The organism is Jiangella anatolica (assembly GCF_003236295.1).
GTDB classification, from domain to species: domain Bacteria; phylum Actinomycetota; class Actinomycetes; order Jiangellales; family Jiangellaceae; genus Jiangella; species Jiangella anatolica.
Genome location: NZ_POTW01000016.1, coordinates 47,914 through 68,182 on the forward strand (window position 1 = coordinate 47,914; position 20,269 = coordinate 68,182).

The window sequence follows — 20,269 nt, forward strand, 5'->3', positions numbered from 1 at the left end:
CTCATCCCTTCATGGCCCCTGTCACCAGCGCGTTCTCCATCCGGCGGCGCAGCAGCAGGTAGGCGGCGTAGATCGGCAGCAGCGTGATCACGGTGCCGGCCGTCAGCAGGCCGTATTCGGCCGACACGTTCGTCACCAGCGTCGGCAGCGCGACCTGCGCCGTCCGCACGTCGGTCGACGGGCCGGCCACGACCAGCGCGATCAGGTACTCGTTCCAGATGTTGATGAAGGTCAGCAGCATCACGGTCGCGACGGCCGGCATCGCCAGCGGCGCGTAGATGCGCAGCAGCACCTGCAGCCGGTTGGCGCCGTCGAGCCGGGCGCTCTCCTCCAGCTCGCGCGGGATCGTGCGCATGTACTGGGTGATCAGCACGACCGACAGCGGCACCGACGTCCCGACGTAGTAGAGCACCAGGAACGTGCGGGTCTGGTAGAGGTCCAGCCAGATCGCCAGCAGCACCGTCGGCACCAGCGCGGCGAACCCGGGGATCAGGAAGCCCAGCGCCAGCGACCGCTCGACGAGCTTCCCGAGCCGGCCGGAGTTCGTCGCCAGCGCGTACGCGGCCGGGACGACGACCACCAGCGCCAGCGCGATCGCGGCCACCGTCACCAGCGCCGAGTTCGTCAGCCCCTTGCCCAGCGAGACGTACTCCCAGGCCAGCCGGTAGTTCTCGAACGACCAGCTCTCGGGCAGGCCGAACGCGTTGGTGAAGATCTCGGTGTTGTCCTTGAACGACGACATCAGCAGGTAGTAGAGCGGCAGCGCGAGCAGCAGCGCGTACACCCAGACGAGGACGTGGCTGACCAGCAGCCCGGGGCGCCTCATACCCGGCTCCGCAGCGCCGAGCGGATGGCGACGGCTCCGGCCAGCCCGAGCACGAACAGCACCACGCCGACCGCCTGGCTGTAGCCGATGTCGGACTGCTGGAACGCCTTGCTGTACACGAGGTACGACAGCGTCACCGAACTGGTGCCCGGCCCGCCCGACGTCAGCAGCAGCACCGTCGCCGCGGACAGGAACAGCGTCCACAGGTACTGCAGCATCGCCACGATCCCGACGAAGCCGCGGATCATCCCGTACGCGACGTGCCACATCGACCTCCAGTGGCCGCACCCGTCGATGCGGGAGGCCTCGATGACGTCGGCCGGCAGCGCGGTGAGCTGCGCGCCGAACAGGACGGCCAGGAAGCCGACCCCGGACCACAGGTCGACGGCCATGATCACCGGCAGCGTGGTGGCCGGGTCGGCCAGCCAGTTGCGCGCCAGCGTCTCCAGCCCGATCGTCTCCAGACCCTGGTTGACCAGGCCGTCCGGGGCGAGGATCGCGTAGAACACCATCGCCTTGGTGGCCACCGACAGCAGCGCGGAGGTGAAGAACAGGATCCGCAGCAGCCCGGCCAGCGGCGGCCGCAGGAACAGGTAGTAGCCGAGCATGAACCCGAGCACCACCATGACCGGCACCACCACGCCGACCTGGACGGCGGTGTTGCGCACCGCCATCCAGAACACGTCGTCGCCGAACATCGTCCGGAAGTTCTCCAGGCCGACGAACTCGCGCGGCGCGATCAGTGTGGTCGCGTTGGTGAGGCTGACGACGAAGACGCTGGCCAGCGGGCCGACCAGGAACACCAGGTACCAGAGGAACGCCGGCATCGCGAAGATCATCGGGGTGTCCCGGTGACGCGATCTGCGCTCGGCCCGCCGGGCCGGCCCCGGTGCGCCCGGCGGCGCCTGTACCAGCGTGGTCACGCTCAGCTCCCGTAGGTCGTGTCCAGCGCGGCGCAGATGTCGTCCGCTGAGGTGCCGTCGGTGAACGCGACCGCGGTCTCGCGGATGACGCTCTGGCTGATCGCACCCGGGATCCAGCGGTCCGGCAGCACCGCGTAGTCGACGATCTCCGGAAGCTCGGCCTGCGCCTGGGTGAGCAGCGGCTGGACGTCGCCGAGGTCGGCGTCGCCGGCGCTGACGGCGGTGATCATGTCGGCGTCGCGGACGAAGGTCGCCACGGTCTCCGGCCGGTACATGTACTCGATGAACTCGCGGACGGCGTCGAGCTTCTCCGCGCCGTTCTTGCTGACCCAGAAGCCGTTCGAGGTGCCCTCGTACGCGGTCGGACGGTCGTACGCGCCGCCGTCGGGCACCGGCAGGCCACCCAGCGCGATGCTGTCGGTCAGCTCCGGCGGGACCTGCGCGAACTCCCAGGAGCCGGCCGTCATGATGGCCGCCTCGCCGGACATGAACTGGGCCACCATGCTCTGCGCCTCGTAGCCCTCGGCGTCGTCGACGAACACGCCGGCGTCGCGAAGCTCGGTGAACAGCTCGACGCCCTGCATGGTCTCGGGGCTGGCGCACCAGCCGCCGTTGGTGAAGATCTCGCGGGCGGCGTCGGGCTCCAGGTAGGACTGGGCCAGCTGGAAGAACAGCTTCTGCCCGCTCCAGTCGTTGCCGCCGATCGCGAACGGCTGGATGCCGGCGGCCCGTAGCGCGTCGGCCGCGGCGATCAGGTCGTCGGTCGTCTCCGGCAGCTCGGTGATCCCGGCCTGCTCCAGCAGCGCGGTGTTGTACCAGACCGGCCACTGGTAGCCCTCGAACGGAAAGCCCTGGACCTGGCCGTCGGCGCGGGTCCACTCCTCGATCGCGCCGGGCGAGAGCCGCTCGCGCAGGCCCCACTCGTCGAGGTAGTCGCCCACCGGCACGACCACGTCGTTGTCGATCCAGGTCAGCGGCTTGTCGACGGGATTGATGTGGACGATGTCGGCCTGCTGGCCGGCCGCCACGGAGGTCTCGAACACCGTCGGCAGGTCCTCGCCGGCCACCTCGACCTGCACCTCGATGCCGGTCTCCTCGGTGAACTGCTCGATCACGTCGCGCAGCACCTGGCCACCCGGCGAGCTGGGCGCGGCCGGCGTCAGCAGCGTGAGGCTGTCCGCGCTCTCGGCCTGGTCGTCCCCCTCGCCGTCTCCGCCGGAACACGCGGCGGTCGTCAGCAGGACCGCGCTCGCGATCAGCCCGGAAGCCCACTTCGTCGTGCGACTCATCTCCAACTCCGTTCGTAGGAAAGGTTGTGGTCCACGGCGACCGCGGCGTCTGGGTCGACGATCGCACCCTGGTCGCGGAGCCGGCCGCGCAGCCACGCCGCGTCGACCTTCCGGACCTCGCCGTGGTCGCGGGCGGCGGCCGCCGCCTCGCCCGCCGCCTGCCCCATCGCCATGCACTGCGCCATCGAGCGGACGGCGGCATGCGCGCCGTGCGTCGCGGAGAAGCAGCGCCCGGCGACGAGGACGTTGACGGCGTCCCGGGGAACGAGCGTCCGGACGGGGATGCCGACGACTCCGCCGTCCGGGATGTGCTGCCACGCGGTGTCGGCGCCGTCGTGGTGGTCCTCGATCGGCGCCCCGCACAGGCCGATCTGGTCGTCGAACTGGGTGGCCGCGAGGACGTCGGCCTGGTCGAGCCGGTAGTCGCCGTAGACCCGGCGGGTCTCGCGGACGCCGATCTGGCTGCTGAACGAGGCCAGCTCGGCCCGCTCGTAGCCGGGGACGCGGTCGCGCAGGAACCGGACGTACTCCAGCGCCTGCTCCCGGCCCTGCCGCTCCCGTTCGGAGAGCAGCTCGGGGTCGGTCGCGGTGACGACGGCGCCGGCCCGCTCCTCGGCGGACGGCAGCCGCGTCATGATGGTCGCGGTCATGCCCTCGACCGCGGCGCGGTGGTCGCTGCCCTCCAGGCGGGGCAGCGCGTACTCGCCGGTCGCGGCCGCCGCCCGCATCAGCGCCTCGAGCTCGGGGCGGCCGACGGTGGCGCGGCGGGCGAGATCGACGTTGACCATCTTGAACGTGGTGGTGAGCGTCTGCGCGGGACTGTCGACGCCGGCCAGCTCGTAGCCGAGGCCGGCGAAGTGGCACAGGTCGGCGTCGCCGGACGCGTCGACGAAGATGCTGCCGCGCACCCGCCACAGCCCCTGCTTGGTCGCGACGGTGACGGCGGTGACGACCCCGTCGCCGTCGGTCTCGGCCTCGACGAGGCGCGAGTGCAGCAGGATCCGCGCGCCCGCCTCGGCGACGAGACGTTCCCAGACGACCTTGAGGTACTCCGGGTGGTAGGTGACGCCGGTGCCGGCGCCGAACGAGTTCGGCCGGTGGATCGTCCGGCTGACGGCGGCCAGCCCGGCCAGCACGTCGTCGCCGATGCCGCCGACCACCTTCCGCGGGGTCTGGCCGGGCGTGAAGAAGCCGTAGAACGTGTCGAGGACGGCCGCACCGGTGCCGCCGAGGAAGCCGTTGGCGTCGATCAGCAGCACGTCCGCTCCGGCCCGTGCCGCCGCCGTCGCGGCCGTGGCGCCGGCCGATCCGCCGCCGACGACCACCACCCCGGCGGTCAGTTCCCGATCCGTCATCGCCACCCTCAAATTGGTTGCGCTTTGGTTGAATTGGTTGTGGCGGCGACTGTACGCGGCACCACATTGACGGTCAAGCGATGACGACCGAACCGTTACATCCAGGTATCGTCCCAGCTCAGTTGGTTCAGTCTTGACGTGCCGCGCTCCACAGGCGTAGCGTTCGCGGCCAGACAATTGGTCTACTCGGAAGGGTGTGAGGCGTGCTGACCCGGCTGGCGCAACAACTCGCGGCCACACTGGAGGCACAGATCCTCGACGGCCGCTGGAAGGTCGGCGACCGGCTGCCGCCGGAACGGGAGCTGGCCGGTCAGCACGAGGTCAGCCGGACGGTGGTCCGCGAAGCCCTGGAAGACCTGGAACGATCCGGGCTCATCCTGCGCCACCAAGGCCGCGGCACCTTCGTCGCCCCACGCCGCCTGGAGCAGTCGCTGCTCGGCCACTTCTCCATCGTCGAATCACTACGCGCCTCCGGACAGGCGGTGTCCACCCGGCTGCTGGACGAACGCGTCGTCCCCGCCACCCGGACGATGGCCCGCGAGCTCGACGTCGACCCCGGCGCCCACGTCCTGCACATCGAACGGCTGCGGCTGGCCGACCGCGTCCCCTTCATGGTCGAACGCACCTGGCTCCCCCTGAGCCGGCTGCCCGGCCTGGACACCCTCGACCTCACCCAACGCAGCCTCTACGAGGCACTGCGTACCGAGTACGGCGTCGTCCTGGAGCGCGCGGTCGAGTCGTTCGAGCCGGTGCTGCTCACCGCGTACGAGGCCGACGCGCTGGACCGGCCGGCCGGGTCACCGGCGCTGCTGCTGCTGCGCACCACGTTCGACGCCCGCGACGTCCCCGCCGAAGCAGCCCGCGCCGTACTCCGCGCCGACATCGTCCGGCCCCTGGTCGAACGCAAGGTCCACGAGCCGGTCCGGTTCTGAGGCATGGAGAGTTCGAGTTGATCGTCACCGTCCTGGGCGAGATCGCGCCCGCCGAGCTGGGCCCGGCCGACTGTCACGAGCACCTGCTGATCCGCGGCGGGCTGCCCATCGTGCTGGAGCCGGACTTCGCGCTGGACTCCGTCGACGCCGCGGTCGCCGAGGTGGGCGAGTTCGTCGCCGCCGGCGGGCGCGCGCTGGTCGACTGCATGCCGCTGGGGGTCGGCCGCGACGCGCGTGGGCTGGTCGAGGTCGCGGAGCGGTCCGGCGCGCACGTCATCGCGACGACCGGTTTCCACAAGGACCGCTACTACGCCGCCGACCACTGGGTGCACACGTACTCCGTCGAGGCGATCGTCGAGCTGCTGGTCGCGGAGTTCACCGAGGGCCTGGAGGTGTCCGGGTACGGCGGGCCACTCGTGTCGCGGCTGACCGCGCGGGCCGGCGCGATCAAGGTCGCGACCAGCGGGCCGATCCCGACGGCGACCGAGTTGCGGCTCGTCGAGGCGGCCGGGCACGCGCAGGTGCGCACCGGGCTGCCGGTGCTCACGCACACCGACGACGCCGGCTCGGCCGACGTCCAGCTGTCCGTCCTGACCGCGTGCGGTGTGGCGCCGTCGTCGATCGTGTTCGGGCACATGGACCGGCACGCGTCGGTCGCGGCCCTGGCGGCGATCTGCTCGACCGGCGCGTCGGTCTGCCTGGACTGGATGGGCCGGCACGACCGCCGTCCGGACTCCTACATCGCCGACCTCGTCGCCGCGCTCGCCTCGGCGGGGTATCTGGAGCACGTCGTGCTCGGCCAGGATCTCGCCCGCCGCGCCTACTGGCACGCCTACGGCGGCGGACCGGGGCTGGCGAATCTGATGGAATCCTTCCCGGCGTTGCTGCACAAGGCCGGGCTGAGCGACGACCAGATCGATCAGGTGCTGGTCGGCAACCCACGTCGTGTACTGAACCGGACGGAGACACCACTCGCATGAGCCTTCGCTACGCCGCCGTCGCCCGCGAGATCATCGACCGGATCGAGCAGACGCAGGAGGAGCCGATCCGCGCGGCCGCGGACCTGTTCGCGTCCTGCATCGCCGACGGCGGGCTGGTGCACCTGTTCGGCGCCGGGCACTCCCGGATGGGCGTGGAGGAGATCTTCCCGCGCATCGGGTCGATCGTCGGCTACCACCCGATCGTGGAGATGTCGCTGTCGTACTACACGAACGTCGTCGGCACGATGGGGCTGGCGCAGTCGCTGTTCCTGGAGCGGGTGGACGGCTTCGGCGAGGTGCTGCTGGACAACTACGTGTTCGACCCGGCCCGCGACGCCGCACTCGTCATCTCGTCGACCGGGATCAACAACGTGCCGGTGGAGGTGGCGCTGGGGCTGCGTTCCCGCGGGCTGAAGGTCGTCGCGATCACCAGCGTCGGGCACTCGTCGTCGGTGCCGTCGCGGCACCCGTCCGGGCAGCACCTGTACGAGGTGGCCGACATCGTCATCGACAACTGCACACCGCCCGGCGACGCGTCGATCCAGGTGGAGGGCGCGGACTTCCCGGTGTCGCCCACGTCGACGCTGGCCACGACCACGATCGTGCACAACCTCAACTACCTGGTGGCCGAGGGCATCGTGGCGCGCGGGCAGAAGCCGCTGGTACTGGGCAGCCCGCACTTCACCGACCAGGAGGCGGCCCGGGCGAACCTGCGCGAGTACTACGCCGAGTTCCGCCGCCGCACCGCCCGGCCAGGGGTCTGACCCGGCATGCGGACCGGCCCGGTCGTCGGCGTCGACCTCGGCACCAGCTCGGCGAAGGTGGTGGTCTTCGCCGCGTCCGACGGCGTGCTGGGCGAGGGCTCGGCCGAGCATCCGACCCGGGTGCCGCGGGCCGGCTGGGCCGAGCAGGACCCGGCGTCGTGGTGGGAGTCCGTGGGTGGCGCCGTGCGGGCGGCGCTGACCTCCGCCGGGGTGGCGGGCAGAGACGTGACGGCGCTCGCGGTCAGCGGGCAGGGCGCGGCGCTCGTCGCGCTGGACGAGGCCGGTGCGGCGGTGCATCCGGCGCTGATCCACCAGGACCAGCGCTCGCCTGCGCTCTCGTCGGCGTGGCGGCGCGACGCGGCGCACGGGCCGTGGAACGTGGCGGCGAAGCTGTCGTGGCTGCGGTCGGAGTCGCCCGCGGCGTTCGCACGGGCGGCCGTGTTCACGTCGGCGTCGGGCTACCTGCTGCGCCGGCTGACCGGGACGGCGTGGCAGTCGCACTCCGACGCCGGCATCTCCGACCTGTATGACGCGTCATCGCGGGGGTGGTCGGCGGCTGGGCTGGCGGCGGTCGGGGTGGGTGTGGAGCGGCTGCCGCGGCTGGCCGTGTCGACGGCTGTCGTCGGGTCGTTGCGGCCGGAACCGGCGGCGGAGCTGGGGCTGACGCCGTCGTGCTGGGTGCTGGCCGGCGGCGAGGACACGTCGAGCGCGGCGCTGGCGGCCGGGGTGACCGGGCCGACAGAGGGCTTCGTCAGCCTCGGGTCGGCCGCGGTACTGGGGGTGGCGGTCGCGGCCGCGGCGGACGGTCCGGCGCCGGTCCTGCGGTTCCCGCACGTGCTGGCCGGGCTGGACCTGCTGTCCGGGTCGACGGCGACGTTCGGTGCGGCGCTGCGCTGGCTGTCCGGGCTGCTGGGGCAGCCGGTGGAGGAGCTGCTCACGCTGGCCGGCGGCGCGCCGGCCGGTGCCGACGGCGTCGACTTCCTGCCCTACCTGGCCGGCGAGCTGCACCCCGTCGCCGATCCGTCGGCGCGTGGCGTGTTCGCCGGGCTGTCGCTGGCGTCCGGGCCGGGCGCGCTGGCCCGTGCCGTCGTCGAGGGGACGGCCGCGGCGATCGCGCACAACCTGGCCGCCTGCCGGTCGGCCGGCGCGGCACCGGACGCGCTGGTCGCCGTCGGCGGGCCGGCCCGGTCGGCGCTGTGGTGCCAGGCGATCGCCGACGCGTGCGGGCTGCCGGTGCGGGTCGCGTCCGGCGCCGGCGCGGCGGCCGGCGATGCGATGCTGGCGGCGAGTGAGGACGACGACGAGGCCCGCGCGCTCGTCGCGGCGCACCTGCGGACAGGACGGCGGTATGACCCCGACCCGATCGAGCACGAGCGAGCCGGCGAGCGGCTCGAACGACTCCAGCGGCTCTACGCGGCCACCCGTGGCTGAGGGCGGCGTTGCTGGCGCGGCTGGCCGCCACGCACTCGTCACCGGCGGCGCGTCCGGGATCGGCGCGGCGGCGTGCACGGCGCTGCTGGCCGACGGCTGGACGGTCACCAGTCTCGACCTGCGCCCGTCGCCGCTGGCCGGCGTCGCGTCGGTCGTCGGGGACGTGACGGACGAGGCCGGGCTGCGTGCCGCCGTCGCCTCGACCGGTCCCCTGCACGCGCTGGTCTGCTCGGCCGGCGTGTCCGGCAGCTCCGTCGGCGACGGCCCGGTGTGGTCCGCCGACGCGGCCGCCTTCGACGCCGTCCTGGCCGTGAACCTGCGTGGCGCGTTCCTGGCCGCCGGCGCCGCGTGGCCGGCGCTGGTGGCGCAGCCGGGTGCGGCGATCGTGACGGTGTCGAGCGTGCTGGGCTTGACCGGCGGCGGCGGGCCGTTCCGGTCGCACGCCTACATCGCGGCAAAGGGTGGGCTGGTGTCGCTGACGAAGGCGCTGGCCGCGGCCGGTGCGGAGCACGGGCTGCGCGCCAACTGCGTCGCGCCCGGGCTGGTGCGCACGCCGCTGGCCGGCCGGGTCAGCTCCGATCCGGCCCTGTCGGAGTGGGTGGCCGCGAAGCAGCCCCTGCTCGGCGACCTCCTCGACCCCGCCGACGTCGGCGGGCTGATCGCCTTCCTCTGCGGTGACGCCGCCCGCGCCGTCACCGCCCAGACCATCGCCGTCGACGCCGGCTGGCAGCTGGACTGACTCACACCACCTCGACGCGCGCGCTGTGGCCGGCGGAGCGGCCGAGCCGGGCGTCGCGGGTGACCAGGGGGCAGTCCAGCGCCTCCGCCAGCGCGACATACGCGGCGTCGTAGGCCGAGAGGTTGTGGCCGAGCTGCAGGGTCCGTCGGCGCAGCGCGTCGGATGCCTCCCACCGCTGGATCGGCAGATCCTCGAAGTCCGTCAGCGCGTCGCTGGCCCGTGCCGCGCCGAGATGGCCGCCGAGCACCAGGCCGCGCAGCGCCGACACGACCTCGTAGTCGAGCAGGTGCGGGGCGTGCAACTCCTCGATGGCAAGGCGGTCCCGGAGTGGCTGGGCTCCGGCCTTGACCGTCAGCGCGTCCACCACGGCCGCGCAGTCGACGACGATCACCGCGTGGGGTACTCGCGCTCGCGCTCGGCGCGCGCCTCCGCCAAGACGTCGACCGCCGACGCCGTCGACGACTCGGCCCGGGCAGCCGCCCGCTCGAAGACCTCCGCCGCCGTCGGACGCGAGACCTCACGCTCGATGAGGTCCAGGAGGTAGGAGTTCAGCGACTTGCCGGCCTGCGCCGCGCGCGTCTTCAGCGTGCGGCGGGCCTGCTCCGGGACGTTCCGGATCTGCAGCAACGCGCTCATGAGATTGATTGTACATTTATATAGATGCAAACTGCATGCAGCCCACCTACCGGCGCCATGCCTCGGGGTGCCGGGCGGTGTGGATGACGCGCAGCACCTCGAGCGACTCGCCGAGCTCATAGAACACCGCGTAGGGGAACCGACGCAGGACCGCCCGGCGGACGCCCGCGTAGCCAGCCACGGCCGGAGCACTGCGGGGAACGTCTGCACGCGCTGGCGTAGACGATCGACGTCGTCGATCAGGTCGTCGCCGAGACCCGGCTTCGCGTCGTCGTAGTACTCGAGTGCCGACCGCAGGTCGGCGACGGCGGCCGGCCGGAAGGCGATCTTCATCGGCGCGACCGCAGCTCCTCCTGCACGTCGTCCCAGGATCGACTCGAGCCGGGGTCACGTCGAAGGTCGTCGAGCGCCTCGTCGATCATGCGGCGCTCCTCGTCGGTCGGAGTGTAGACCGGCTCATCACCGCTCCTTGGCATGATCAGTACCTCACTTCGACTGCGGCAGCTTGACCGAGCCGCGGCGCGGGGCGGCCGCGGAGGGCGGGGGCACGACCGGGCCGATGTCGCCGTCAGGTGCCTCGTCGAGGTCGACGATGACGGGGGCGTGGTCGCTGGGGCCGGTGCCCTTGCGCGCGTGGCGGTCGACCCAGGCGGCGGCGACGCGCTCGGCGACCGGGGCGCCGGCCAGCACGAGGTCGATGCGCATGCCGAGGTCCTTGTGGAACATGCCGGCCCGGTAGTCCCAGTAGGTGAACACCCGCTCCGTGGGCCACCGGTCCCGCACGACGTCGTGCAAGCCGGCCGACTGGAGGTCGGCGAGGGCGGCCCGCTCGGGCGCGGTGACGTGCGTCTGCCCGACGTAGGCCACGGGGTCGAAGACGTCGGCGTCGGCAGGGGCGATGTTCATGTCGCCGCAGACCATGACGGTGTCCGGGCCGGCCTCGACCTGGGCGCGCAGCGCCGCCAGCCACTCCAGCTTGTACGCGTAGTGATCGGAGTCAGGCACCCGGCCGTTCGGCACGTAGACCGAGTGCACCCGCACTCCCCCGCAGGTCGCCGACACGGCGCGGGCCTCCTGGTGCGGGAAGCCCGGCCCGCCCGGCAGCCCCGTCACGACGTCGTCCAGACCCACCTTCGAGAACAGCGCGACGCCGTTCCAGCGCGCCTCGCCGTGGTAGGCGGCCTGGTAGCCGCGCTGCTCGAGCTCGGCGTCGAGCAGCTCCCCGATCTGGTCGTCGGCGAGCTTGGTCTCCTGCAGGCAGACGACGTCGGGCCGGCGCTGGTCCAGCCAGGGCAGCAGCCGCGGCAGCCGCTGCTTGACGGAGTTGACGTTCCAGGTGGCGACTCTCACCGGACCAACCGTAGTCGTCTCCGCCGACAGCTAAGGCAGGGCCGCCGCGAGCCGTGCGGCGAACGCGCGGACGTCGTCGGCGCGCGCCGGGTCACAGTCGAACGCGGAACTGGAGTGGATCGCGGTGATGACGACGCGGGTCGAGCGCTTGCGCTCGATCACCTCGATCTTGGGGCGTTGCAGGACGAGGTGGAACCGCCGCCCGTCGACGCGCCCGAAGATCTCCAGGACGTGACCGTCGTTGCACAGCACGGTGCTGTCGTCGGCCCAGACCTCGTCGCACGTCGTCATGGCGCGAGTGTAGAGGCAGCGTCAGCGGTGCTGCAGCGCCAGCCGCAGGCCGAACCCGACCAGCACCACACCGGTGACGCGGTCGGCGATCCGGGCGAACCGGGACCGCCCCAGCGAACGCGCCATGAATCCGGCGCCGCCGATGACGACGGCGAACCAGAGCATTCCGATGACGTTGTGCACGACCGCGAGCAGAATTCCCATCAGCAGCGGCGAGGTGCCGTCGGGAATGAACTGCGGAATGGTCGCGACGTAGAACACGCCGATCTTCGGATTCAGGATGTTCGTCCCGAGTCCGGTCAGCCACGACACCCACAACGAGCCCGGCGCCGGCGCCACCTCCGGCAACTCGGCACCGGTCCGGCGGAAACTCGACCACAGCAACGAGGCGCCGAGCCCGACGAGATAGACGGCGCCGGCCAGGGTCAGCACGCGGTACGCCGCCTCCGACGCGACCAGCAGCGCCGACGCCCCGACCGCGGCGGCGACGCCCCAGGCCAGGCAGCCGGCGCCGATGCCGAGGGCGGCCGCGACGGCGTGCGCGCGGCCCCGGCTGATCGCCGCGCGCAGCACCAGCGCGGTGTCGAGCCCGGGAATGACGGTGAGGAGGGCGGCCACGAGGGAGAACGACGCCACAGCCTGTCCGATGGTCACGGATCACCCTAACCCGGGACGAACTCGGGCGGAATCGGCGTCATGACCTCGCGTGATTTTACTGTCATCCGTAACAGCGAACAAGACTGTTCATGATCGACGGTTTCGGTTACGTTCCAAATCGGAGTTGCTCTCCGAGCGGAAGAAACGAGGCCGCCCATGGACCGTCTCCAGCACATCGCGACGTTCTGCGGCAACTGCGATTGCGGTTGCCCGGAGTTGTTCCTCGACCAGAACGCGCCGCCTGAGCGCCGGGTCGTCATCACCGACGACTTCGGCCAGCGCGTGCAGATGAGCCTGGCGCAGTTCCGGCTCATCGTCGAGTCGGCCAAGGAGGGCCAGCTCGACGAAGTGCTGCAGCCGGCCAACGCCTGAACGACGCCGGCCGGCCGCAACGAGGCCGGTCAGTGGTAGGCCGGCGCGACCTTGCCCACGGCGTCGCCGATGCGGTGCACCCGCATGGCGTTGGTCGAGCCGGGGATCCCGGGCGGGGACCCGGCGACGATGATGACGAGGTCGCCGCGCCGGCACCGCTCCTGCTCGAGCAGCATGCGGTCGACCTGCTTGACCATCTCGTCGGTGTGGTCGACGTGCTCGGCGGTGAACGCCTCGATCCCCCACGACAACGCCAGCTGGTGCCGCGTCGCGCTCAGCGGGCTGAACGCCAGCAGCGGGATGCCGGGGCGCAGCCGGGCCATCCGCCGCGCGGAGTCACCGCTCTGCGTGAACGCGACCAGGTACTTCGCGCCCAGCAGGACGCCGGTCTCGACCGCGGCCTTGGTGATGGCGCCGCCCTTGGTGCGCGGCTGGGTGCCCAGCGGCGGGATGCGCTCGAGACCGTGCTCCTCGACGGTCTCGACGATCTTCGCCATGGTCCGGACGGTCTCGATCGGATAGGCGCCGACGCTGGTCTCGCCGGACAGCATGACGGCGTCGGCGCCGTCGAGCACCGCGTTGGCGACGTCGGAGGTCTCGGCCCGGGTCGGCCGCGGGTTGGTGATCATCGAGTCGAGCATCTGCGTGGCGACGATGACCGGCTTGGCCCGGCGCCGGCACAGCTCGACGGCGGTCTTCTGCACCAGCGGGACGTCCCACAGCGGCAGCTCGACGCCGAGGTCGCCGCGGGCGACCATGACGCCGTCGAACGCGTCGACGATCTCGGCGAGGTTCTCGACCGCCTGCGGCTTCTCGACCTTCGCGATGACCGGCAGCCGCACGCCCTCCTCGGCCATGATGCGGTGCACGTCGTCGACGTCGGAGGCGGACCGGACGAACGACAGCGCGATCATGTCCGCGCCGATGCGCAGCCCCCAGCGCAGGTCCTCGATGTCCTTCTCCGACAGCGCCGGCACGCTGACGGCGGTGCCGGGCAGGTTCAGGCCCTTGTGGTTGGAGACCTTGCCGCCGATGACGACCGTGGTGACGACGTCGGTGTCGGTGACGTCGGTGACCTCCAGCGCGAGCCGGCCGTCGTCGATGAGCACGGTGTCGCCGGCGCTCACGTCGCCGGGCAGCCCCTTGTACGTCGTCGAGGCCCGCTCCGCTGTGCCGTCGACGTCCTCGACGGTGATGGTGAAGGTCTGGCCGACCTCGAGCTCGGCCGATCCGCCGGCGAACTCGCCGAGGCGGATCTTCGGGCCCTGGAGGTCGACGAGGACGCCGACGTTGCGCTCGGCCTCGGTGGCCGCCTTGCGCACCCGTAGATACCGTTCCTCGTGCTCCGCGTGGCTGCCGTGGCTGAGGTTGAACCGCGCGACGTCCATGCCGACGTCGATCAACTCCCGCAGCCGCTCCGGCGAGTCGGTCGCTGGACCAAGGGTGCAAACAATCTTCGCTCTACGCACGTCCGCCAACACTAGTCTTCTCGGGGCTCAAACTGCGAGCGCACGGTCGGTGGGCGAGACCGGCGAAGGCAGCCGGTCGACACCCGTGAGCTTGCGGTCGACGGCCGCCGCGACCGATCGGCCCTCGGCGATCGCCCACACGATCAGCGACTGCCCGCGCCCGGCGTCGCCGGCCACGAACACGCCGGGAACGGTCGACTCGAACGACTCGTCGCGCACGATGTTGCCGCGTCCGTCCAGCTCGACGCCGAGCTGCTCGATCAGCGGCGACTTCTCCGGGCCGACGAAGCCCATGGCCAGCAGGACGAGATCGGCGGGCAGGTCGCGCTCGGTGCCGGGCACCGGCTCGAAGCCCGACGCCGTCCGCTCCACGTCGACCAGCCGCAGCGCCGTCACCCGGCCGTCCTGGCCGGTGAACTCCACCGTGGAGACGGCGTAGACGCGCTCGCCGCCCTCCTCGTGCGCGCTGGACGTGCGCAGCATCAGCGGCCAGGTCGGCCACGGCGTCGACGCGTGCCGGGTGCCCGGGGGCTCGGGCATGATCTCCAGCTGGGTGACCGACGCCGCGCCCTGCCGGTGGGCGGTGCCCAGGCAGTCCGCGCCGGTGTCGCCGCCGCCGATGATCACGACGTGCTTGCCCTCGGCGGTGAGCTGGCCGGGCACGGCCTCGCCGAGCGCGGACCGGTTGGCCTGCGGCAGGTAGTCCATCGCCTGGTGGATGCCGTCGAGCTCGCGGCCCGGGATCGGCAGGTCGCGCCCCTCGGTGGAGCCGACGGCCAGCACGACGGCGTCGTAGCGGGCCCGCAGCTCCTTGCCGGTGATGGCCGCGCCGACGTCGACGCCGGTGCGGAAGATGGTGCCCTCGGCCCGCATCTGGTCCAGCCGGCGGTCCAGGTGCCGCTTCTCCATCTTGAACTCGGGGATGCCGTAGCGCAGCAGCCCGCCGGCGCGGTCGGCCCGCTCGTAGACGGCGACGGTGTGACCGGCCCGGGTGAGCTGCTGGGCGACGGCCAGCCCGGCCGGCCCGGAGCCGATGACGGCCACCGTCCGGTCGGTCAGCCGCTCCGGCGGCAGCGGCGCCACCCAGCCCTCGTCGAAGGCCTTGTCGATGATCGAGACCTCGACGTTCTTGATGGTGACGGCGTCGTCGGCGATCGCGACCACGCACGCGGCCTCGCACGGCGCCGGGCACAGCCGGCCGGTGAACTCCGGGAAGTTGTTCGTGGCGTGCAGCCGCTCGGCCGCCACCTTCCAGTCGTCGCGCCAGACGAGGTCGTTCCACTCCGGGATCAGGTTGCCCAGTGGGCAGCCGTGGTGGCAGAACGGGATGCCGCAGTCCATGCAGCGCCCGGCCTGCTCGACGATGATCGGCAGCAGCGTGTGGCCGATGCCGGGCGCGGGATAGACCTCGTTCCAGTCGCGCAGCCGCTCCTCGACCGGGCGCGCCTTCGCGCCCTGCCGCGGGGTCTTCAGGAAGCCTCGTGGGTCAGCCATGCGCCGCCTCCATGATCGCGACGTCGACATCGCGTCCATCGCGCTCGGCGGCGGCCTTGGCGGCGAGCACTCGCTTGTAGTCCGTGGGCATGATGAGCGAGAACCGGGCCTGGGCGAGCGCCCAGTCGGCCAGCAGCCGCTCGGCGACGGGCGAGCCGGTCTCGTCGCGGTATTTCTGGATGACGGCGTGCAGCCGGGTCAGCTCGCCGGCGTCGGGCGTCTCGACCTCGACCATCTCAGGATTCACCAGGCTGGTGTCGAGGTCGAGCACGAACGCCGTCCCGCCGGACATGCCGGCGGCGATGTTGCGCCCGGTGCGGCCGAGGATGACGACGGTGCCGCCGGTCATGTACTCCAGGGCGTGGTCGCCGACGCCCTCGACGACGGCCGTGACGCCGGAGTTGCGCACGCAGAACCGCTCACCCACCAAGCCGCGGACGAACAGCTCGCCGCCGGTGGCGCCGTAGGCGGCGACGTTGCCGGCGATGATGTTCTCCTCGGCGGCGAACGGCGCGGCGGCGTCGGGCCGGACGATCACGCGCCCGCCCGACAGCCCCTTGGCCAGGTAGTCGTTGACGTCGCCCTCCAGCCGCAGCGTGACGCCGGCCGGCAGGAACGCGCCGAACGACTGCCCGGCCGAGCCGGTCAGCATGACGTCGATCGTGTCGTCGGGCAGGCCCACGCCCTCGGTGCGCTTGGTCACCTCGTGGCCGAGCATGGTGCCGACGGTGCGGTTGACGTTGCGCACCTCGAGCTTGACCCGCACCCGCTCACCGTGCTCGAGCGCGTCGGTGGCCAGCGCGATCAGCTGGTTGTCCAGCGCCTTCTCCAGCCCGTGGTCCTGGCTGACGACCTGGCGCCGGGCGGCGCCGTCAGGCAGCTCGGGCACGTGCAGGATCGGCGACAGGTCCAGCCCGGCGGCCTTCCAGTGGCCAACGGCCGCGGTGGTGTCGAGCAGGTCGGCGCGGCCGATCGCCTCGTCGAGGCTGCGCAGCCCCAGCTCGGCCAGGTACTCGCGCACCTCCTGGGCGATGTACTCGAAGAAGTTGACGACGAACTCCGGCCGGCCGGTGAACTTCTTGCGCAGCTCCGGGTTCTGCGTCGCGACGCCGACGGGACAGGTATCGAGGTGGCAGACGCGCATCATGATGCAGCCGGACACCACCAGCGGCGCCGTCGCGAAGCCGTACTCCTCCGCGCCCAGCAGCGCGGCGACGACGACGTCGCGGCCGGTCTTGAGCTGGCCGTCGGTCTGCACGACGATGCGGTCGCGCAGGCCGTTGAGCAGCAGCGTCTGCTGCGTCTCGGCCAGCCCCAGCTCCCACGGGCCGCCGGCGTGCTTGAGGCTGGTCAGCGGCGCGGCGCCGGTGCCGCCGTCGTGGCCGGAGATCAGCACGACGTCGGCGTGCGCCTTCGAGACACCTGCCGCGACCGTCCCGACGCCGACCTCGGCGACCAGCTTCACGTGGATGCGGGCGGCCGGGTTGGCGTTCTTGAGGTCGTGGATGAGCTGCTTGAGGTCCTCGATCGAGTAGATGTCGTGGTGCGGCGGCGGCGAGATCAGGCCGACGCCGGGCGTGGAGTGCCGGGTCCGGGCCACCCACGGGTACACCTTGTGGCCGGGCAGCTGGCCGCCCTCGCCGGGCTTCGCGCCCTGCGCCATCTTGATCTGGATGTCGTCGGCGTTGCTCAGGTAGTCCGACGTGACGCCGAACCGGCCGCTGGCGACCTGCTTGATCGCGCTGCGCCGCTCCGGGTCGTGCAGCCGGTCGGTGTCCTCGCCGCCTTCGCCGGTGTTGGACTTGCCGCCGAGGCGGTTCATCGCGATGGCGAGCGTCTCGTGCGCCTCCTTGCTGATGGAGCCGTACGACATGGCGCCGGTGGAGAACCGCCGCACGATGCTCTCGACGCTCTCGACCTCGTCGATCGGGATCGGCGTGCCGGTCTTCAGCGTGAAGAGGCCACGCAGCGTCATCAGCCGCCGGGACTGCTCGTTGACCGCTTGCGTGTACTGCTTGAACACGTCGTAGCGGCCGGCCCGGGTGGAGTGCTGCAGCCGGAACACCGTCTCGGGGTCGAACAGGTGCGGCTCGCCCTCGCGACGCCATTGGTACTCGCCGCCGACCTCGAGCTTGCGGTGCCGGGTGGCGCTGCCGCCGCGCGGGTACGCGCGGGTGTGCCGGCGGCGCACCTCCTCGGCGACGACGTCGAGGCCGATGCCGCCCAGCCGCGACGTGGTGCCGGTGAAGTACCGGTCGACGACCTCCTGGGCCAGGCCGACCGCCTCGAAGATCTGCGCGCCGGTGTAGGAGGCGACGGTCGACACGCCCATCTTGCTCATCACCTTGAGCACGCCCTTGCCGAGCGCCTTGATGAGGTTCGCGACCGCCTTCTCGGGGCTGACGCCGGGCAGCAGCGTGCCCTGGCGGACCAGGTCCTCGACGCTCTCCATGGCGAGGTACGGGTTCACCGCGCCGGCGCCGTAGCCGATCAGCAGCGCGACGTGGTGCACCTCGCGGACGTCGCCCGCCTCGATGACCAGGCCGACCTTGGTCCGGCTCTTCTCCCGGATCAGATGGTGGTGCACCGCGGCGGTGAGCAGCAGCGACGGGATCGGGGCCAGCGTGGTGTCGGAGTGCCGGTCGGACAGCACGATGATGCGCGCGCCGGACTCGATCGCCTTCGACGCCTCGGCGCTGATCTCGGCCAGCCGGCGGCCCAGCTCCGCGCCGCCGCCGGCGACGTCGTACAGGCCGCGGATGACGTGGGTGGCGTAGCCGGGCAGGTTGCCGTCGCGGTTGATGTGGATGATCTTGGCGAGTTGATCGTTGTCGATGACCGGGAACGGCAGCACCAGTTGGCGGCACGACGCCGGGCCGGGGTCGAGCAGGTTCTCCTCCGGGCCGATCGTGCCGGCCAGCGACGTGACCAGCTCTTCCCGGATCGCGTCCAGCGGCGGGTTCGTGACCTGCGCGAACAGCTGGGAGAAGTAGTCGAACAGCAGCCGCGGCCGGTTCGACAGCGCCGCGATGGGCGTATCGGTGCCCATCGATCCGATCGGCTCGGCGCCGGACTGGGCCATCGGCGCGAGCAGCAGCCGCAGCTCCTCCTCGGTGTAGCCGAAGGTCTGCTGGCGGCGGGTGACGCTGGCGTGGGTGTGCACGACGTGCTCGCGCTCGGGCAGGTCGCCCAGGCGGACCAGGCCGGCGTGCAGCCACTCGCCGTACGGCTCGGCCACGGCCAGCTTGTCCATCACCTCGTCGTCGTCCATCACCTTGTGGCCGGCGACGTCGACCAGGAACATCCGGCCCGGCTCGAGCCGGCCCTTGCGCACGACCGTCGACGGGTCGAGGTCGAGCACGCCGGCCTCGGACGCGAGCACGACCAGGCCGTCGTCGGTGATCCAGTACCGGCCCGGGCGCAGGCCGTTGCGGTCGAGCACGGCGCCGACCAGGCTGCCGTCGGTGAAGACGACCGCGGCCGGGCCGTCCCACGGCTCCATGATCGTGCTGTGGAACTCGAAGAAGTCGCGCCGGGCCTTCGAGATGCCCTGGTGGTTCTCCCACGCCTCGGGGATCATCATCCGCACCGCGTGCGGCAGGCTCCGCCCGCCCAGGTGCAGCAGCTCGAGCACCTCGTCGAAGCTGGCGGAGTCGCTGGCCTCAGGCGAGATGACCGGGTACAGCCGCGACAGGTCGCCGGCGATGACGTCGCTGGCCAGCTGCGACTCACGGGCCCGCATCCAGTTGCGGTTGCCCTGGACGGTGTTGATCTCGCCGTTGTGCGCGACGAACCGGTACGGGTGCGCCAGCGGCCAGCTCGGGAACGTGTTCGTCGAGAACCGCGAGTGCACGACGGCGATGGCGCTGGCCAGCCGCTCGTCGGACAGGTCGGGGAAGAACGGCTCCAGCTGGCCGGTGGTCAGCATGCCCTTGTAGACGATGGTCCGCGACGACAGGCTCGGGAAGTACGCGCCGGTGGAGCGCTCCAGCCGCTTGCGCAGCGCGAACGCCTTGCGGTCGAGGTCGATGCCGGCGGCGCGCGCGTCGTCGGCGTCGGCCACGAACAGCTGGCGCACGCGCGGCAGCGTCGAGCGCGCGGTCTTGCCCAGCAGGCTCGGCGTCGTCGGCACCTCGCGCCAGGCGAGCACCGTCAGGCCCTCCTCGGCGGCGATGCGCTCGGTGGCCGCCGTGATCTCGGCGTCCTGCGCGTCGTCGTCGGGGATGAAGGCCAGGCCGGTGGCGTAGTGCCCGGCGGCGGGCAGCTCGGCGCCCGCGACCGCGCGGCAGAACGCGTCGGGGACCTGCAGCAGGATGCCGGCGCCGTCGCCGGAGTCGGGCTCGGCGCCCGAGGCGCCCCGGTGGTCGAGGTTGCTCAGAGCGGTCAGCCCGCGATCGACGATCGCGCGGCTGGCCACGCCGTCGAGCGTGGCCACGAAGGCCACGCCGCAGGCGTCGTGCTCGAACCGGGGGTCGTACAGGCCCTGGCTGTCGAAGCCCAGCTTGCCGGGGCCTTGGGGGTGAGGCGTGAGGCGCATGGCACTCCCGTCGTCAGACTGGCGGCGGGTGCAGGGACGACTCTGGCCCGTGCGTGAAGTTTCGTGGAGATTACAACACTTCGACCGTCGTGTGTTGTCGCGTCTCTCCATGATATCGGCGACGGCGCCGGTCGGCACGCGAGCATACCCGCTGTTGATCATCGGATTCTCCACCGATGACCGATCGTTGCCGCAGATCGTCAGGTCAGTGGACTGTCGAACCG

The 20,269-nt window shown here is 71.9% G+C and carries 19 protein-coding genes; 6 read left to right on the forward strand and 13 right to left on the reverse strand.

What is annotated here, in order from left to right; all coding sequences use genetic code 11:
- Position 1 precedes the first annotated feature (1 nt).
- From C1I92_RS08955 to C1I92_RS08970, 4 genes are read right to left on the reverse strand one after another with little or no spacing between them, the layout of a single operon-like run.
- Complete coding sequence (locus C1I92_RS08955) at positions 2 to 826, reverse strand: carbohydrate ABC transporter permease (RefSeq protein ID WP_111254324.1); 825 nt, start codon at positions 824 to 826, stop codon at positions 2 to 4.
- Positions 823 to 1,749, reverse strand: a complete 927-nt coding sequence (locus tag C1I92_RS08960; protein WP_199521084.1) for a carbohydrate ABC transporter permease — start codon at positions 1,747 to 1,749, stop codon at positions 823 to 825. Before C1I92_RS08960 ends, C1I92_RS08955 begins: the two co-directional genes overlap by 4 nt.
- Positions 1,750 to 1,751: 2 nt before the next feature.
- Positions 1,752 to 3,038 carry an ABC transporter substrate-binding protein gene (locus tag C1I92_RS08965; RefSeq protein ID WP_111254326.1) on the reverse strand — a complete coding sequence of 429 codons (1,287 nt, stop codon included), beginning with the start codon at positions 3,036 to 3,038 and terminating at the stop codon, positions 1,752 to 1,754.
- On the reverse strand, positions 3,035 to 4,393 hold the full coding sequence (locus tag C1I92_RS08970) for an FAD-dependent oxidoreductase (RefSeq protein ID WP_111254327.1): 1,359 nt from the start codon (positions 4,391 to 4,393) through the stop codon (positions 3,035 to 3,037). The genes C1I92_RS08965 and C1I92_RS08970 overlap by 4 nt, the downstream gene beginning before the upstream one ends.
- Before the next feature lie 203 nt (positions 4,394 to 4,596).
- Between C1I92_RS08970 and C1I92_RS08975 the strand changes: the two genes are divergently transcribed.
- From C1I92_RS08975 to C1I92_RS08995, 5 genes are read left to right on the forward strand one after another with little or no spacing between them, the layout of a single operon-like run.
- A complete protein-coding gene (locus tag C1I92_RS08975; RefSeq protein WP_111254328.1) occupies positions 4,597 to 5,325 on the forward strand; it encodes a GntR family transcriptional regulator in 729 nt (242 codons plus the stop codon).
- 17 nt (positions 5,326 to 5,342) lie between these two features.
- Entirely contained in the window at positions 5,343 to 6,305 is a 963-nt protein-coding gene (locus C1I92_RS08980; RefSeq protein ID WP_158564054.1) for a phosphotriesterase family protein, read from the forward strand.
- Positions 6,302 to 7,069: a sugar isomerase domain-containing protein gene (locus tag C1I92_RS08985; protein ID WP_111254329.1), complete on the forward strand. Its 768-nt coding sequence runs from the start codon at positions 6,302 to 6,304 to the stop codon at positions 7,067 to 7,069. Before C1I92_RS08980 ends, C1I92_RS08985 begins: the two co-directional genes overlap by 4 nt.
- Positions 7,070 to 7,075: 6 nt before the next feature.
- A complete protein-coding gene (locus C1I92_RS08990) occupies positions 7,076 to 8,500 on the forward strand; it encodes a xylulokinase (protein ID WP_111254330.1) in 1,425 nt (474 codons plus the stop codon).
- Positions 8,493 to 9,239, forward strand: a complete 747-nt coding sequence (locus C1I92_RS08995) for an SDR family NAD(P)-dependent oxidoreductase (protein ID WP_158564055.1) — start codon at positions 8,493 to 8,495, stop codon at positions 9,237 to 9,239. The genes C1I92_RS08990 and C1I92_RS08995 overlap by 8 nt, the downstream gene beginning before the upstream one ends.
- Position 9,240: 1 nt before the next feature.
- Here C1I92_RS08995 and C1I92_RS09000 read toward each other — a convergent pair whose 3' ends face one another.
- The 6 genes from C1I92_RS09000 to C1I92_RS09020 all read right to left on the reverse strand — a co-directional run bounded on the left by C1I92_RS09000 (position 9,241) and on the right by C1I92_RS09020 (position 12,170).
- Positions 9,241 to 9,630, reverse strand: a complete 390-nt coding sequence (locus tag C1I92_RS09000) for a type II toxin-antitoxin system VapC family toxin (protein WP_111254332.1) — start codon at positions 9,628 to 9,630, stop codon at positions 9,241 to 9,243.
- The gene (locus C1I92_RS09005) at positions 9,627 to 9,875 is read right to left on the reverse strand and encodes a FitA-like ribbon-helix-helix domain-containing protein (RefSeq protein ID WP_111254333.1); all 249 of its coding nucleotides are present in this window, start codon (positions 9,873 to 9,875) and stop codon (positions 9,627 to 9,629) included. The genes C1I92_RS09000 and C1I92_RS09005 overlap by 4 nt, the downstream gene beginning before the upstream one ends.
- A gap of 46 nt (positions 9,876 to 9,921) precedes the next feature.
- A complete protein-coding gene (locus C1I92_RS35240) occupies positions 9,922 to 10,056 on the reverse strand; it encodes a hypothetical protein (RefSeq protein ID WP_267896728.1) in 135 nt (44 codons plus the stop codon).
- A 305-nt stretch (positions 10,057 to 10,361) separates the two neighbouring features.
- The gene (locus tag C1I92_RS09010) at positions 10,362 to 11,225 is read right to left on the reverse strand and encodes an exodeoxyribonuclease III (RefSeq protein WP_111254334.1); all 864 of its coding nucleotides are present in this window, start codon (positions 11,223 to 11,225) and stop codon (positions 10,362 to 10,364) included.
- A 30-nt stretch (positions 11,226 to 11,255) separates the two neighbouring features.
- A complete protein-coding gene (locus C1I92_RS09015) occupies positions 11,256 to 11,516 on the reverse strand; it encodes a hypothetical protein (protein WP_111254335.1) in 261 nt (86 codons plus the stop codon).
- A 21-nt stretch (positions 11,517 to 11,537) separates the two neighbouring features.
- A complete protein-coding gene (locus C1I92_RS09020) occupies positions 11,538 to 12,170 on the reverse strand; it encodes a LysE family translocator (protein ID WP_111254336.1) in 633 nt (210 codons plus the stop codon).
- A gap of 159 nt (positions 12,171 to 12,329) precedes the next feature.
- On the opposite strand from C1I92_RS09020, the gene C1I92_RS09025 reads away from it, so the two are divergent.
- Positions 12,330 to 12,545 carry a hypothetical protein gene (locus tag C1I92_RS09025; RefSeq protein ID WP_053203027.1) on the forward strand — a complete coding sequence of 72 codons (216 nt, stop codon included), beginning with the start codon at positions 12,330 to 12,332 and terminating at the stop codon, positions 12,543 to 12,545.
- Between the two features lie 29 nt (positions 12,546 to 12,574).
- On the opposite strand, the gene pyk is transcribed toward C1I92_RS09025, so the two are convergent.
- The 3 genes from pyk to gltB are packed head-to-tail and all read right to left on the reverse strand — an operon-like array spanning position 12,575 to position 20,045.
- Positions 12,575 to 14,014: a pyruvate kinase gene (pyk, locus tag C1I92_RS09030; RefSeq protein ID WP_111254363.1), complete on the reverse strand. Its 1,440-nt coding sequence runs from the start codon at positions 14,012 to 14,014 to the stop codon at positions 12,575 to 12,577.
- A gap of 27 nt (positions 14,015 to 14,041) precedes the next feature.
- The gene (locus C1I92_RS09035) at positions 14,042 to 15,508 is read right to left on the reverse strand and encodes a glutamate synthase subunit beta (protein ID WP_111254337.1); all 1,467 of its coding nucleotides are present in this window, start codon (positions 15,506 to 15,508) and stop codon (positions 14,042 to 14,044) included.
- Positions 15,501 to 20,045 carry a glutamate synthase large subunit gene (gltB, locus tag C1I92_RS09040; RefSeq protein WP_111254338.1) on the reverse strand — a complete coding sequence of 1,515 codons (4,545 nt, stop codon included), beginning with the start codon at positions 20,043 to 20,045 and terminating at the stop codon, positions 15,501 to 15,503. The genes C1I92_RS09035 and gltB overlap by 8 nt, the downstream gene beginning before the upstream one ends.
- Between the last annotated feature and the right edge of the window lie 224 nt (positions 20,046 to 20,269).

Excerpts from the sequence above, each read along its gene's own strand:
- C1I92_RS08990 (WP_111254330.1), top strand. The coding sequence starts at position 7,076 with ATGCGGACCGGCCCGGTCGTCGGCGTCGACCTCGGCACCAGCTCGGCG.
- C1I92_RS08965 (WP_111254326.1), bottom strand. The coding sequence starts at position 3,038 with ATGAGTCGCACGACGAAGTGGGCTTCCGGGCTGATCGCGAGCGCGGTC.
- C1I92_RS09035 (WP_111254337.1), bottom strand. The coding sequence starts at position 15,508 with ATGGCTGACCCACGAGGCTTCCTGAAGACCCCGCGGCAGGGCGCGAAG.
- C1I92_RS09005 (WP_111254333.1), bottom strand. The coding sequence starts at position 9,875 with ATGAGCGCGTTGCTGCAGATCCGGAACGTCCCGGAGCAGGCCCGCCGC.
- C1I92_RS08985 (WP_111254329.1), top strand. The coding sequence starts at position 6,302 with ATGAGCCTTCGCTACGCCGCCGTCGCCCGCGAGATCATCGACCGGATC.
- C1I92_RS08955 (WP_111254324.1), bottom strand. The coding sequence starts at position 826 with ATGAGGCGCCCCGGGCTGCTGGTCAGCCACGTCCTCGTCTGGGTGTAC.
- gltB (WP_111254338.1), bottom strand. The coding sequence starts at position 20,045 with ATGCGCCTCACGCCTCACCCCCAAGGCCCCGGCAAGCTGGGCTTCGAC.
- C1I92_RS09015 (WP_111254335.1), bottom strand. The coding sequence starts at position 11,516 with ATGACGACGTGCGACGAGGTCTGGGCCGACGACAGCACCGTGCTGTGC.
- C1I92_RS08970 (WP_111254327.1), bottom strand. The coding sequence starts at position 4,393 with ATGACGGATCGGGAACTGACCGCCGGGGTGGTGGTCGTCGGCGGCGGA.
- C1I92_RS09025 (WP_053203027.1), top strand. The coding sequence starts at position 12,330 with ATGGACCGTCTCCAGCACATCGCGACGTTCTGCGGCAACTGCGATTGC.